Source organism: Halorussus halophilus, from assembly GCF_008831545.1.
In the GTDB taxonomy this organism is placed as follows: domain Archaea; phylum Halobacteriota; class Halobacteria; order Halobacteriales; family Haladaptataceae; genus Halorussus; species Halorussus halophilus.
In genome coordinates this window covers 46,908-62,113 of sequence record NZ_CP044523.1, presented here as the reverse complement: position 1 = coordinate 62,113, position 15,206 = coordinate 46,908, and the positions used below count along the sequence as shown (strand labels likewise).

The following is a 15,206-nucleotide window of genomic DNA, read 5'->3' as shown; positions in this document are numbered from 1 at the left end:
CACATTTATACACAGCAGACGACACCATTGCACCATGGCAGACGAATCACAGTTCGGCGACTTCGGTGGTCGCCACGTCCCCGAACCGCTGGAAGAACCGCTCGAAGGACTGGCCCAAGCGTTCGACGAGATTCACGACACCGACGCGTTCCAAGACCGGTTTCGGAATCTCCTACAGGACTTCGCGGGCCGACCGACGCCCGTCTTCCACGCCGAGCGACTCTCCGAGGAGTACGGCGCGCAAATCTATCTCAAGCGCGAGGACCTGCTCCACGGCGGCGCGCACAAGATAAACAACTGCCTCGGGCAGGCGCTGCTCGCCGACGAGGCGGACAAGACCCGACTCATCGCCGAGACCGGCGCGGGCCAGCACGGCGTCGCCACCGCGATGGTCGGCGCGCTCCTCGACTTGGACACCGAGATTTACATGGGGAAGAAGGACGCCGAGCGCCAGCAGATGAACGTCTTCCGGATGCGACTCATGGGCGCGGAGGTCAACGAAGTCACCCGCGGCGGGTCCGGCCTCGCCGACGCCGTGGACGCCGCGCTCGAAGACTTCGCGGAAAATATGGACGATACGCACTACCTCGTGGGGTCCGCCGTCGGTCCCGACCCCTTCCCGCGGATGGTTCGGGAGTTCCAGTCAGTCATCGGCCAGGAGGCACGCGACCAGATTCGAGAGCAGGCAGGCCAACTCCCCGACGCCGCGGTGGCCTGCGTCGGTGGCGGGTCGAACGCCATCGGTCTGTTCCACGCGTTCCGCGACGACGACGTAGCCTTCTACGGCGCGGAGGGCGGTGGCGAAGGAGGCGACTCCAAGAAGCACGCCGCACCACTCTCCTCGGGTACCGAAGACGTGATGCACGGCATGAAGACTCGCGTGCTGAACGACGACACGGAAGTTCACTCTGTCTCGGCCGGACTCGACTACCCCGCAGTCGGCCCGGAACACGCGATGTTCCGCGCCGTCGGGCGCTGTGAGTACCAAGCCGTCGAAGACGACGCCGCGCTCTCGGCCTTCCGAGAACTGAGCGAGTTGGAGGGCATCATCCCCGCACTCGAATCGAGTCACGCCGTCGCGCTGACGAAGGACCTCGCAGAAGAGATGGACGAAGACGACGTGATTCTCGTGAACCTGAGCGGCCGTGGCGACAAGGACATGGAACAGGCCGCCGAGATGTTCGACCTGAGTTGATCAGTCTGCCGTCCCGCTTCGAGCGCCAGTATCCGCATCGACTTCTGGCCGTCCCTCCAAGGTCGCTCGCACCTCGGGCACCAGTCGGTTGACGACCGCTCGGCCCTCCCGTTCGCGCTCGATTAGCCCTGCGTCTTCGAGGCGCGAGAGGTGGTGCGAGACAGTACTGGCGTCCCGACCCAACTCGTCTGCGACGTCGCCGCCACTGGCGTCGCCGAGGCGCGCGAGTGCGTGCAACACGGCGGCAGTCGCCGAGTCTTCGATCGCGGCGGTGAGTTCCACGTCCTCCGCGTGCGCCGGATAGAAGCGACGCTTCCCTCGAACTTTGGCCGCCATTATCAGCCCTTCCTTCTCCAGCACGTCGAGGTGGTGCTTCGCCGTGGAGACCGGCACGTCTACGCGGTCGGTGAGTTCCGAGAGGTACGTCCCCGGCGAGCGCTCGATGCGCTCGTGGAGCGTCGCCCGCGTCCGGTGATTCAGGGGGTCCGAATCGTCGTAGCTACTGTAGCGGAACGGCGCGACGAGTCGCCAGAGGTCTTCGAAGCGACTCCTGACTGCGGCTTTCGCACTGGACGCTCCAGCGGAGACCGTCGCGGCCGACGAGGACGCCACGCCGGAGTTGCCGACCAAGGTGATGCCATCGGAGAACTGGTGGACCAGTGCCGCCGCCGTCAGCGCGCCGAGACCGACCGCCGCGGTCGTTCGATTGACTGGAATCGGGGCCGAACCATCGGTCCCGACTGAAAGGAGACGGTCGGAGTCGGACGCGCCGACAGTCGCGTCGTCCGTGGAGTCGTCGGTGTTTCCGTCGGCGTCACCAGCGTCGCTCGCTCCGGCCATCTCCGAATCTGCTTCGGACTGCTGGTCTCCGTCGGAGTCGGAGCTACCAGCGTCCGAACTGCCGGACTCGCCGCCGTCTTCTCCACTTCCGGTCGCCGACCCCCCGCCGAGCGACCCTGAGACCGTGAGATTCGCGTTCTGGGTACTCGAAACGTCGTCCAGTACAGTCGTGTTTTGCAGCGAGTCGGTTGCGTCTCCGACCGACCCTGCGACGGTGGTCGCCCCGTCTGTCGAATCATCGAGGGTATCGTTCGCGCTCGGGGCCGTTCCGGCCGTCGAGTCGGGCACATCCGTCGTCACTTCGACCGCGGTGGTGTCGTTCACGGGAGAATCGACCGTCGTGGTGACCGACTCCTCAACTGTCGTGACGGCCGAATCGAGCGTGGTCGTGTCTGGTGAGTCCGTGACCGTGGCGTTCGTCGGGTCTGTCGTAGTGACCGTCGGAGAATCGGAGAGCGTCGTCGTAGTGGGGATGGTGGACGCCTCGGTAGCAGTCACCGCCGACCCGCCAGCGTCACCGCTCGCGTTGCCATCGACTGTCGTCGTCACTGACGAATCGACCGTCGTAGTTAGCGGCGCATCGACTTCGTTCGCGGCCGGTCCGGCGGACACGAGTACCACCGCTCCGCTGAGCGAGACCGCGAGGAGAAACGCGACGGCGAAACGCGTGGTACGACTGAACATGCCGCTCTAGAGGTATCGGATAAAATGGGTTTCTACCGTAAAAATACGACGGCTTACAGATTGGTAGTTGGCCGGTTGAAACGTTGGACCAAGACGTTTGGACGGTTTTGCCAGAAACCCTTTTTTCGAGTATTTACTCCAATGGGGTACGGTGTCAAACACTCACAGATGACAGGGGAAGACGACACACGTTTCGACGGGAGCGGAGATAGTGCTAATTCTGACTTGAGTCGGCGGACTTTCCTGCAAGCGTCGGGAGCAACTGCCGCGGTCGGGTTGCTGGGCGTTTCCGGGACGGCCGCCGCGGCAGATGGCTTCGACGGCACGTATCGCAACTGGCGTGCCCGCGAGGCCCAACACGCGTGGGACCGGGGCTATCGCGGCCGTTCGGACCGAACGCTCGCGCTGACCGACAGCGGCCAAGAGGTGCGCCACCCCGACCTCGGGCCGTGGAACGGCGTCCAAGCGTTCATCGAAGACGGCCAAGTGAAACTGACCAAGCCCGAGGAGAACGACGTGAGTCGCGTGAAGACCGGCGACAGCGAGTCGTTCTCGGGGACGATGGGACCGGGAACCTTCGCCACGGGCGAGGAGAAGTATCACGAGTTCACCGCACCGAGCGGCGTCGATGAACTCGACGCGGAACTCTCGTGGTCGCCGAACGCCGACGCGAGCAACGACTTGGAGTTCCGCATCGACGAGTACGTCGATGGCCAGTGGGAGACCAGTGCCCGCGCGGCGACGGCGAGCATGCCCGAGAAGATTACCGTGCCAGTGGACGCTGGGACGAAGTACCGCTTCGTCGTCGAGGCATACGTCAACACGACGACGACCTACGAGATTTCGGGCACCTACTACGAAATCGAGGGGACGGTGCAGACCTACGATTCGAGCGTCGTCTTCGAGGGGACTGGCGGCGCGCCCGCACCGGACACGCCGAAAGCCGTTGGCTGGTACGACGCCAGTTCGCGCTACGGCCTGCGGAAGAAGCCTCGCGACCCAGACGGCCACGGCAGTCACTGCTCGTCCATCATGGCGGGGAGCGGCCGCGGCAGCGCGATAGACGAATCGGCGGCCGAGGAACACGCGCCGCAGACCGTCCTCTCGGCCGTGACTGACGGCGTTCTCGCCTACGAAGTCGAGGCCGAGGCCGGAACCGGCGTCTTCGGGTCGGCGTACGGCAAACTCCTCCAAATGCGAATCGAGGGACCGGACGGCCAGACCCTCGACACCTCGACGGCGACGAACGACGCCAGCGAGTGGGACAACAACGTGGTCGAAGCGCCCGCCGAGCAGACCGGCACGTACACTGTCTACGTCGAGACCCAGGAAGGCCAGAAGGCGACGGCGGCCTACGCCGAGACGGTGGCCGTCGGACCGTTCCTCGACCCACAGAGTACGGTCGGCGACCGCTCGGCCGACGGCGACGCTGGACTCCACACCGGACTCGCACCCGACCAGAGCATCATGTGCCTGCAAGGGCTGTCGGCCCCGACAGAGGACCTGAGCCGTCACGCGAGCCAGTTCGCCGACATCTTCAACATGCGGACGGTGAACATGTCGTGGGGCTACGTGGGCGGCCTGCCGCTCGGTGCGGCCGCGGGCACGCTCGACCGGATTCCCGGTTCGATTAAAGAAATCGCCGAGGGCGGCATCCTGACTTGTGCCGCGGCTGGCAACGCCGCGACGCCCGCCAACGGTAACGGGTCGCCCGCGGTCGCAGACGAGGCGATTTCGGTCGTCGCAACTGGACCGCTCGACGGCATCTCGGGCTACTCCTCCGGCGGCATCGGCGCGATAGACGAAGACGAAGGCGGCGCGTACATGAAACCGGACGTGACCGCACCGGGCGGCACACTGACCGACCTCGCAAACGCAGTGCTGGCCGGAGCGGCCGACACGCCCGAGAGCAACCAGCCAGCGATTCGAGACTACACCGGACTCGCGGGTACCTCGATGGCGAGTCCCTACACGACCGGCGTCTCCGGACTCCTCGCCCAAGCGATGGAGGAAGACGCGCCGTCGAGCATCTCGCTCCCCGCGCCGACCGATACGGAGTTCGACGACGTGATGCGCCTGAAGCAGGTGTTGCTGGCGACGGCGACGGAGACTGCACTCACGGCCGCGCCGTACCACCGTGCGAAGGCTCCGACCTACGACTTCGGTGGCCGAGACCCCTTCGAAGGGTTCGGCCGCGTGAATCCCGGTCCGGCAATCGACGCCGTGACTCGCGAACTGTCGGCTTCGGGCAGTATCAGCGCGGAAGTCGGCCTGAACGTGCCCGACGACGAGCGCGCAGCCGCAGGCTACCTCGAAGTCGGCCCTGGTACCTACGAGGCATCCGTCTCGTTCAGCCACCTCTCGGGCGGCGACAAGGGGTCCGCGACCGGAAGCCCCCATATCGACCTCTTCGTCTACGACGCCGAAACGCCCGCGACGAACGGCGAACCGAACGTCGTGGCGCGAGCGCAGGGCCTGCAGGGCAGTCCCTCGGTGACGTTCACGACGGAGGGCGGCACCTACTACGTCGTCGCCAAACTCGTCCAGATTCCGGGCGTGCTGAACGGCGACGACGTGCAGGCGCACTTCGACCTCTCGACGAGTACGGTGCAAGGGTTCACCGCCTCCGGCACCCGAAGCGACGACGGTGACGCCTTTACTGGTGGTCAGACCAACCAAATCGACATCTCCGTCTCCGCGAGCGAGTCGGTGAAGGTGCGAGACGTGGTACCGCCCGAGTGGGATGTGCTGGAAGACTACAGCGACGACGTGACGCGCGTCGAGAGCAACGGCGACCGGCAGTTCGTCTACCTCGGCGAGGGGAGCGACCTCTCGGCGACGTACTTCGTGGAGGCACCCGCAGAAGAGACGCAGTCGAACGCCTATAGCTTCGGCCCCGTGCAGGTCTCTCCGGACGGCGGCGAGACGTGGGTCCAGCTTTCGGGCACGAGCGACACGAACGTCGTCGCCGGAACCGACAGCGACCTCTGAACAGTCCCTGTCCAGTCCAATCCAACCCAGCTCCCCCTACCACCCCGTTTTCCGACATCACCAACCTCCGATTTCAGTACACTGACCATGACAGACCACAGCTTTCGGTTCACGCGGCGCACCGCACTCAAGTCGGTCGGCGCGGCCTCGTTGCTCCCGTTCGCGGGCGTCGGGGCGGCCAGCGAAACCGCCGACAAGACGACGATAGACGACCAACTGGACCTGTCGGCCGCCGGGCCGCAGGAAGTGCTGGTCGTGTTCGACACGCAGGAGTCGATGAGCCTGCTCGACAGTTTCGACCTCGACGGCAAACACGACTACGAGAACCTGCCCATCAGCTACACAGCGCTGTCGGGTGACCAGATTCGGACGATTGCCGAGGACGACTCGGTTCGCCGAGTGAAGAAGGCCGAGCAACTGACGTACTTCAACGACGACGCCAGAGAGGCAACCGGCGCAGACGTAGTGCAGAACGAACTGGGCTACGACGGGTCGAGCGTCGATGTCGTAGTCATCGACTCCGGGTTTTCGGGACCGCATCCCGACTTCGACGGCCGACTCGAATCGAACTGGCAGTGGGTGGACAACCCGCTCGGCACGCGAGACGCCGACTGGACGAATCTCGGCGCGAACGCCGACACCGACGACCTCGGCCATGGTACTCACTGCGCGGGGAGCATCGCAGGCGACGGGAGCGCGAGCGACGGTCAGTTCAAAGGCATGGCCCCCGGCGCGCGCATCTCGGTGTACTCGACCAACGAGACGGTCTATCTGCCGTACGCCATCGGCGCGTGGGACCACCTGCTCGGGCGGGCCGCCGACCCCGACGACGACTTCGACCCCGACGTGGTGTCGAACTCCTACGGCGTGGCGCGAGACGTGCGCTACAACCCGAACGACCCGCTGAACGTCGCCACGTGGGAGGCGTTCGGTCGCGGAATTCTCCCCGTCTTCGCGGCCGGAAACTCCGGGCCGGACGCGGACACCCTCTCGCGGTTCGGCAAGGCGCCGCACGTCCTCTGTGTGGCGGCGACCCGCGACGACGAGCACGTGACGGACTTCTCCTCGCGCGGACGCACCCCCGACGAGGACCGAGAGACGAACTACGACCGCAAGGACGCGCTGTGGAATCTGTCGCGCTTCCACGCCGCGTCGAATCGCGGTCAGTACGTCGTAGACACCGGAACGTGGGAGGGCACCGTCGGCCCCGCGGCCGACAGTTCGACGGCGGGCACCGACGCTTCCACGGAGAGTGACTTCTACGAGTGGGTCGCGCCGAACAACGCCGACACGCTCGAACTCACCCTCGACATCTCGCCCGACGGCCAGCAGGTCCGGGTGTCGGTTCGGCGCGGGAGCGAGGACGGCACGGTCGTCGCCCAGATGGGGGAAGAGCCAGTGTATCAGCACCGGACGCTGGAAACCGACGTGGAGGGCGGGACGACCTACTACGTCGAAGTCGAACCGATGGTGTCGGTCGCAGTCGAGTACACCATCGACTACGAGTCTCACGAGCAACTCGGCGAACCGACTCGGTACCGGCCCGTCGGCATCTATCGGCCCGCCATCGGAACGCCGGGCAACGCCGTCGTGAGTACCGTCGGCCCGACCGACCCCCTGGACGCGTTGGCCCCGGACGAGCGGGCGTACTACACGCCGATGAGCGGCACGTCGATGGCCTGTCCGGTCGCCGCTGGCATCTGTACGCTCGTCATCGACGCCGCCAGAGCGAACGACTACGACCCGCACCCAATCGAGGTCATCAACACCGTCGAGGCGACGGCGACTGACTCGCACGTCTCGCACACGCCGTGGAATATCGGCGCAGGGTTCGCCGACGCCGCGGCCGCAGTGAAGCGGGCCGACTCCGGCAACCTCGCCAACTTCAGAGACGTATCGCTGGCCGACCCCGACACGCCGACGAGTCTGTCGGTATCGGGCACTAGAAGCGACGACGGTGACGCTTTCACCGGCGGTCAAACGAATCAGGTTGACGTGACCGTCTCGGCGCTCTCGCACGGCGCAGAGATTCGAGACACGATTCCGAGCGAATGGACAGTCTCGGATGCTGGCGACGTAGAGCGCGTCGAGCGAGCGGGAGACGTGAAACACGTCTATCTCGGCAACGTCGCGCCAGACGAGACGAGCGCGACTCGCACGTACTTCGCGGAAGCACCGAGTTCGACCAGCGAGACGGGCGACTACGCGTTCGGCCCGGCCGAGGCGAATTCGGCGAAGACAGACGACGACTGGGTCGCCTTCGGCGGCACGGACACGAACACAGTCGTCGCCGAGAGCACGAATACGTGAGACGTTAGATACGCTAAGGCCAGAATAAACTCATCTAAACGCCCAACAAGATTATACCTTCGTAACACCCGTGTTAACTCAGAACACGAAACACGGTTACGACCGGCGTCGAGCGGCGACGTCGAGACGACGGCCCGGTCCAGAACGGTCGAAACGGTCCACAGTGAGAGCTTACACGTGAATTCACGACCATGACAGACGATTCCCCCAGCGACGACATCGGTACCAGCATCGACCGACGAACAGTCCTGCAGGCGCTCGGAGTGACCGCCAGCGGCCTCGCGGCCACCGGTTCCGCGAGCGCACACGAGTTCGGTTCGGACAGTTCGGGGTCCTCGTCCTCCTCGGAGGGCCACGACCACACCGACCCGAGTCAGCACACCGACTCGCAGAACACCGAACTGCTCGACTATCACAGTCTCGGCGGCGTCGGGCCGTCCAGCAACGCGGGCGACCCCGACGAACCCCACTACGGGGCCGCCACGGAACTGCGAGTCCACGGCGACTACGCCTACGTCGGCTTCTTCTCCTCGAAGTCGCCGACGAACGACCGGGGGATGGCCATCCTCGACATCCACGACTTCAACGACGCAGAGACGTACGAGGAGTTGCGAGACGCGGAGTTGTCCGTCCTCTCGTTCGTGCGCAACCTGAACTCGGGGGCGGCCGTGATGGACCTGAAAGTCAGTGACGACGGCGACTACGTCTTCCTGAGCAAACAGCCCTACACCGCGCTGTACGACGATGTGGACCCGAAGCCGAGCACTGACGGCGAGTCGGGAGACGTGTCGGCCGGTTCCGTCGTCGCGGTGGACGTCTCGGACCCCGGCAACCCCGAAGTCGTCGGCGCGTACGAAGGCTGGACGACCGGGTCGCACAACGCCTACTACCACCGGATCGACGGCACCGAATACCTGTTCGCCATCCACGATACCGGTGATGGGACTGCCGGACTCTACGTCCTCGAATTCGACCGGACGACCGGGCAGTTCGCGGTGGTCAACCAGTGGACCAACGGCGGTGCTACCTCGGGGACGACCTACATCCACGACATCACCGTACAAGACGACCCGAAGACGGGGACGCCGACGGGCTACCTCTCCTACTGGAACGAGGGCGTCTACGCGCTGGACCTCTCGGACCCGCTCGACATCTCCGCCGTGGGGCACTTCGAGATGAACCGCGGCCACTACGCCGAACCCGCGCCCCAACTCATCGACGGCAAGCGCGTCCTCGTCACCGGCCAAGAGACGCCGAGTCAGACCGACGGTTCGACCGGCACGATTCACCTCGTGGACGCCGACCCCATCTACGAGGAGGACGGGACGACTACAGAGACGCCCGACCTCGACGAACTCGACGTGTGGGAGTGGCAACCGAACGTCTCGTTCAGCAACTTCACGCTCAGTCCGCACAACTTCGACGTGACTGAAGACGGGTGGGTCCATCTCGGCCACTACCACGGCGGTGTTCGCTTCCTGCGAGTCGAGACGGCTGATTGGTCGCTCGACGAGCGCGGCTACTACAAACCCCACAAGGACGTACCGGAAGACTCGAAGATGGAGGGGCTGAACTCGGCGGTGCCGTTCACGTGGACCGCCGTCGAGCAGAACGGGGTGACGTTCGCCTCTGACATCAACACCGGCGTCTACGCCGTCCACAACGAGTACGTCCCGTTCGGTGACGACCCCGGTGCTGGTGCGCACGTCAGCGTCGAACGACAGGACGACGGCTCTGCGTTCACCGGTGGTCAGACGAACAGAGTAGACCTCGCAGTCGGTGCTGACGAGTCGGTGCTCGTCCGAGACGAGATTCCCGAAGAGTGGGAGGTCGTGGAGGGCGACGCCCACAGCACGCACACGGCCGGGGGCCGAACCTACGTGACCTTCGAGATGCCGGTCGAAGCGGGTGAACGGACGTACTTCGCAGAGGCACCGAGCGGCGTCGAGCAGACTGGCGACTACACCTTCGGCCCCGTCGAGTACAGCGCAGATGGCGGCGAGACGTGGACCGAGGTAGCAGGAACGACCGAGACGAACACCGTCCTCGGCACCTCGACTTCGACGGTCGGGTTCGCTGGCGCGAGTACAGTGTTCGGCACGGCGGCCTACCACTTCCGCGACGGGATTCGAGAGTTCGTGGAGGGTGTCGGCGAGACAGTTGGAGACGACGAAGAAACGACGGGAGGTGACGACCAATGACGGAACGAAGAACGAACGGGGGCGACGAGACGAGCGACGAGTTCGACCTGACGAGACGCGACTTCGCTCGCCTCTCGGCGGCGACTGCTGGCGCGCTGACGCTCCCCGGTGCGGCGAGTTCGGAGGCGAGTGCGGCGACGCTCACTTCGGGCAAGATGACGAAACGCTACGAGTTCGTCGTCAACCACACCGCCGACGACTTCGCAGTGGGGACGCTTATCGAGTTGACGAGCGAGGCCGGATTCGCAGAACTCGACGCCCTCGGCATCGACTACAGGAGTACGACGGCGTCGGGCAATCCCCACGCTCATGCCCAACTGGCGACGGGCGAAGTCGGCGACGTACTCGACCTGAGTGTGGCCGAACGCCTCAGTCACTCGCCGGGGTCGAACCCGTTCTGGCGACTCGGCCAGTACCCGAACGGCGTCTTCCCCGAACCGAGACAGAGTACAGACTTCATCGACTACGAGCAGATGGTCGATGGCCTGAACCACCTCGAATCCCAGCATCCAGACCGGCTCAAATTCTACAGCATCGGCGAGAGCCCCGGCCACTACAACTACGTGACCGGCGAGGACGACCCGAAGGACATCTACGTCGCCGAGTTGACGAACAACGTCAACGACGACGCCGCCTTCGAAGACAAGGAGAAGGTGATGTTCAGCCTCTCGCTCCACGGGCTCGAACGCGCCGGAGCGGAGGCCGGGTCGCGGTTCATCGAGGACGTGTTGACCGGCGAAGATTCGGATGTTGCCGACCTGCTCGACGACATCGTGGTCGTCTTCGTCTACGCCAACGCCGACGGCTGGGTCGCCAAGCATCCCCAGTACGAGTCTGGCTGGCAACTGCTCGGCCCGGACGGCGGCGCGCCAGTCGCACCGTTCTACGAGCGGGGCAACGACGGCGTCTTCGACACGAACCGGCAGGCCCCCTCGGTCGGGTGGATAGACCCCGGCCACTACCCCGGCGACCCACTTGGCGCGAACCTCACCGACGACGAACCGGGCATCGACAGCGACGTGCCCGACTACGCCAGCGAGCGCGTCCCCGACCTGCTCGCCGTCGCGGAGCACTTCCGCGACTACGAGAATCTGAACTACGGTGCGGACCTCCACGGTGCGCTCACCTCCTCGAAGTTCGTCCTCGGACTCATCAGTCAGGACCAGTTCGACCACGGCCAACTCCACGAACTGTACGAGTTCAACCGGAATATCGACGAGACCTTAGAGGACGCGCTGACGGAGTGGACGACTCTCGCGGACGCCCAGCAGACGCTGACCGGCGAGTTCAATCCCGAGGTAATCGGCTTCGAGACGCTACCGGAGGAGGCGTTCGACTACGCGGGCATCTGGGACACAATCGGCTACACCGTCTCGGGCGGCTGGCTCGACTGGATGGCCCAACCGGAGGAACTCGGTGGTCTCGGCATGACGACGATGGACTTCGAGATGGCTTACTCACACATGGTCGGGGCGAACGCCTACGACCCCGAACTCGTGAACATGCAGGTCGTCGGCTACGACACCGCCATCAAGACCATCACGCGGTACGTCACTGAGCAGACCACCGCCGACATCGAGACCGGCGGCGCATCGACGGCGTACGTCACCACCGACTCGCTAACCCGCTCCTCCGAAGACCTCTCGTTCGTCCAGAACCCCGACACTGGCTTCGTGGAAATGGACGCTGGCGAGCAGTTCTCCGGAACTATCGGACCGGGCGCGACGGGAGCGGAAGCGACCAAGCGCCACGAGTTCACTGCCGTGGCGGACGCCGACCGCATCGAAGCAGACCTCTCGTGGACGCCGCCGGGCGAAGACCTCGAATTCTACCTCGAAGATTCGTCTGGCGACCGCATCGCCACGGCGGCGACCGCCAGCAACCCCGAGACCATCACAGCCTCGGTCGAGGCTGGAAAATCCTACACCTTCGTCGTGGAGACGTACGCGAACGTCGCCGCCGACTACACCATCGACGGTACGTATTTCGACTACGGCCAGAAGGAGACTTCCCGGGAGACCGACGAGCAGTCGGCGATGGTCGGACCGAACCAGACGACCGAACTCTACCGGAGCGTCCGCGAGGAAGTCGATACCCTCTCGGTGTCGGTCAACTCCCAACCGGGGAGCCACCACGCCGCGACGTTGAGAACCCCGAGTGGAGAAGTCGTTCGAAGCTTCGACCCCACAGACGGCGAAGGCGGCGCGGACGGCTTCGTCGGCATGCCCGAGTGGACAGTTGACGACCCCGCCACAGGCGAATGGACTGTCGAAGCGACGAATCTCATGGAGAGCAAAGACGGCGAGGTCGGAGTCAGGTTCGGCACGCTCCAGAGCAACGAGCAGAACCCCGACCCGGTGGACGCGCTGGGCTACGAGCAACGCTCCTACGAGGTGTCGCCGTTCGCGTTCTTCGAAGACTACGCCGGGTACGCCGACGCGCCGGTAGACGCGCTCACGATTTCGGACGTGAAAGACGGCGCGCACCACGACTACGACAATCTGGTCGTCATCCACGACGACGCCATCAGCGACTCGACGTACGTCGATGCCTTGGACCAGTTCGTCGCCGACGACGGCAACCTCGTGCTGACCGACTCGGGCCTGCGCCTGCTCGCGCCGATGGCCAACGAGTTCGCGGCGGACATCGACCACGACCACGTGACCGAGGAGACGTTCTACATCGCCAACGTCGAACAGAAGTACCCCGGCCACGAGTTGCTGGAGGACACCCGGCCCATCCAGCGCGAACTGTGGAAGATAGCGCCGATGGGTTACTCCACGAGCAATCAGGCCCCGATGCATCTGCTCGACGGCGAGGCGTTCGACGCCGCAGGCGGCACCGTCGCGGGAGAGACGGCAGGCAAGGTCAGCGTCGGGTCGCTGACGCCGGACAGAAGTACTGGGACCGGAATCCACGTCCTCGGCAGTCTACTGCCGCCGGCCTCCCAGTCGAACCTCCACCCGTTCGGCCTGCTCGACTACACCGTCGCGTTCTTCGGCCACACTATCCTGACGAACGCGCTCGGCTACAAGCAGAACCGCTACGTCAACGGGAGCAAGGTCTCGGAGTTCGGCGACGTGGGGTCTTTCAGCGTGGACCCGTCGGTGACTGCCACGCGAAGCGACGACGGCGACCTGTTTACGGGTGGCCAGACGAATCAGGTGGACATCAGCGTCGCCGGGAACGCCGACGTGCTAATTCGGGACCAGTTCCCCAGCGAGTGGACCGTCGAAGGCGGGGATTCGCACTCCGTCTACACCGACGACGACACCCGCTACGTCGAATTCGACACCAGCGTCGAAGACGGCACGCGAACGTACTTCGCGGAAGCACCCGGGTCGCTGACCGAGACTCAGAGCTACGAGTTCGGCCCAGTCGAGTACAGCCTCGACGGTGGCGAGAACTGGGTCCAGATTCCGAAGACGACCGACCGGAACAACGTCCTCGGCGCGGACTCGAACGTCTGAGCGACAGTCAGCTAATCGAGTAGCTCTTCTTTCGCGGCCGCCACGTCTTCGAGACACTGTTCGACGTGTTCGCGGTGCGTGCGGAAAGACAGAATGCTGATTCGGAGCGCGAACCGGTCGTTCAACGTCGTCCCCGAGAGGTGGACCCGGTTTCGTCGGTTGATGGCCGCGAGCAGTTCCTGATTGAGTTCGTCAAGTTCCTCGCCCGCTACGTCCGGGAGGTCGGCGCGGAACGCCAGCGTCGAGAGTTGTGGTTCAGCGACGACGCGAACGTGGTCGAGTTCCCGAAGTCGCTCGTTCGCCCACTCGGCGAGTTCGAGTTTCTCTCGAAGTTCGGTGCGGAACGGCTCGACACCGTGCATCTTCAGCGGCAACCAGACCCGCAGGCCCCGGAAGTCTCTGGAGAGTTCCGGCCCGAGTTGACTGAAGTCCGGTAGGCCCGAGTCGGGGTCCCAGTCGGGGATGTAGTCGGCTTCGACGGCGTGTGCGCGTGCCAAGGCTTGGCCGTCCCGCACCAGTAACGCGCCGGTTCCGTAGGGCAGGAAGAGTCCTTTGTGCGGGTCCACCGTGATGGAGTCGGCGCGGTCCAAGCCAGCGAGTCGGTCGCTCCCCTCGTCGGTCATAGCGAAGAAGCCACCGTAGGCGGCGTCCGCGTGGAGCCACAGGTCTTCGCGCTGGCAGCTGTCGGCGACTGCGTCGAGGTCGTCCACCGCGCCGGTGTTGGTGCTACCGGCAGTCGCAACGACCATGAACGGCTCTCTACCGTCTGCTTCACTGTCCTCTTCGATTGCCCGTTCGAGTTCGTCTACTCGAATCCTGAACTCGTCGTCGGTCGAAATCGAGCGGACGTTCTCCGGCGGGAACCCGGCCAGCACGGCGGCCTTGGCGACCGAGTGGTGCGACTGGTCGCTGGTGTAGATGATTCCGTCGAGGAAGTTCTGGGGAAGTCGCTCGCGGCGAGCGGTCGTGGTCGCAATCAGGTTCGCCATCGACCCACCGGTCGTCAGCAGGCCGAACGCGTCGTCCGGATAGCCGACCATCTCGCAGAACCACTCGACGACGTTCGCCTCGATTCTGGTGAGCGCGGGCGCGGCGAACCACGTGCCGACGTAGCGGTTGGTCGCGTCGGCCACGGCGGAGTGGAAGAGACCGCCGCCGGGAATGTACGCCATGAAGCCTGGATGCGGATTGTTCAGCGACTTCGGGATAGCACCGTCGAACAGAAGGTCGAGCAGGTCGTCGAAGTTCGTCGGTTCCGTCGGGAGCGGTTCGCGCAACTGTTCCGCTCGTTCCTCCGCGCCGTCGAGGTCCGCCGCTGGCTGGTCCGGGAGCGTTTCGACGTGGTCTATGACGCGCTCTGTCGCCGCCTCCATCATCGCGGCCATCTCCTCGCGCGAGAGTTCCAGCGGCCGGTTGCCATCCGTCATGGGCCGGTCGTCGTCGGTCATTCTCTCCGACTACGGAGCAACGTCTGAAAGGCGTGTCGCAGTGCAAATAGAGAGGAAAGTCGAACCG

At 64.9% G+C, this 15,206-nt stretch carries 7 protein-coding genes; 5 read left to right on the top strand and 2 right to left on the bottom strand.

The window, feature by feature from the left end; translation table 11 throughout:
• Nucleotides 1-34: 34 nt before the first annotated feature.
• Entirely contained in the window at nt 35-1,195 is a 1,161-nt protein-coding gene (gene trpB / locus F7R90_RS00275) for a tryptophan synthase subunit beta (protein WP_158055305.1), read from the top strand.
• Here the strand turns inward: trpB and F7R90_RS00270 are convergent, their stop codons facing one another.
• Nucleotides 1,196-2,719, bottom strand: coding sequence for a helix-turn-helix domain-containing protein (locus F7R90_RS00270; protein ID WP_158055304.1), 1,524 nt, complete (start codon nt 2,717-2,719; stop codon nt 1,196-1,198).
• A gap of 168 nt (nt 2,720-2,887) precedes the next feature.
• Here F7R90_RS00270 and F7R90_RS00265 point away from each other — a divergent pair, with 168 nt between their 5' ends.
• The 4 genes from F7R90_RS00265 (at nt 2,888) to F7R90_RS00250 (ending at nt 13,691) form a co-directional block, all read left to right on the top strand.
• Nucleotides 2,888-5,710, top strand: a complete 2,823-nt coding sequence (locus tag F7R90_RS00265; RefSeq protein WP_192498358.1) for a S8 family serine peptidase — start codon at nt 2,888-2,890, stop codon at nt 5,708-5,710.
• An 87-nt stretch (nt 5,711-5,797) separates the two neighbouring features.
• On the top strand, nt 5,798-8,020 hold the full coding sequence (locus F7R90_RS00260) for a S8 family serine peptidase (RefSeq protein ID WP_158055302.1): 2,223 nt from the start codon (nt 5,798-5,800) through the stop codon (nt 8,018-8,020).
• A gap of 191 nt (nt 8,021-8,211) precedes the next feature.
• Entirely contained in the window at nt 8,212-10,221 is a 2,010-nt protein-coding gene (locus F7R90_RS00255) for an LVIVD repeat-containing protein (RefSeq protein WP_158055301.1), read from the top strand.
• Nucleotides 10,218-13,691, top strand: a complete 3,474-nt coding sequence (locus F7R90_RS00250; protein ID WP_158055300.1) for a M14 family zinc carboxypeptidase — start codon at nt 10,218-10,220, stop codon at nt 13,689-13,691. Before F7R90_RS00255 ends, F7R90_RS00250 begins: the two co-directional genes overlap by 4 nt.
• An 11-nt stretch (nt 13,692-13,702) precedes the next feature.
• On the opposite strand, the gene F7R90_RS00245 is transcribed toward F7R90_RS00250, so the two are convergent.
• Nucleotides 13,703-15,139: a pyridoxal phosphate-dependent decarboxylase family protein gene (locus tag F7R90_RS00245; protein ID WP_158055299.1), complete on the bottom strand. Its 1,437-nt coding sequence runs from the start codon at nt 15,137-15,139 to the stop codon at nt 13,703-13,705.
• Nucleotides 15,140-15,206 lie beyond the last annotated feature (67 nt).

Coding starts and splice junctions, on each gene's coding strand:
- trpB (WP_158055305.1), top strand. CDS start 35: ATGGCAGACGAATCACAGTTCGGCGACTTCGGTGGTCGCCACGTCCCC.
- F7R90_RS00270 (WP_158055304.1), bottom strand. CDS start 2,719: ATGTTCAGTCGTACCACGCGTTTCGCCGTCGCGTTTCTCCTCGCGGTC.
- F7R90_RS00265 (WP_192498358.1), top strand. CDS start 2,888: ATGACAGGGGAAGACGACACACGTTTCGACGGGAGCGGAGATAGTGCT.
- F7R90_RS00260 (WP_158055302.1), top strand. CDS start 5,798: ATGACAGACCACAGCTTTCGGTTCACGCGGCGCACCGCACTCAAGTCG.
- F7R90_RS00255 (WP_158055301.1), top strand. CDS start 8,212: ATGACAGACGATTCCCCCAGCGACGACATCGGTACCAGCATCGACCGA.
- F7R90_RS00250 (WP_158055300.1), top strand. CDS start 10,218: ATGACGGAACGAAGAACGAACGGGGGCGACGAGACGAGCGACGAGTTC.
- F7R90_RS00245 (WP_158055299.1), bottom strand. CDS start 15,139: ATGACCGACGACGACCGGCCCATGACGGATGGCAACCGGCCGCTGGAA.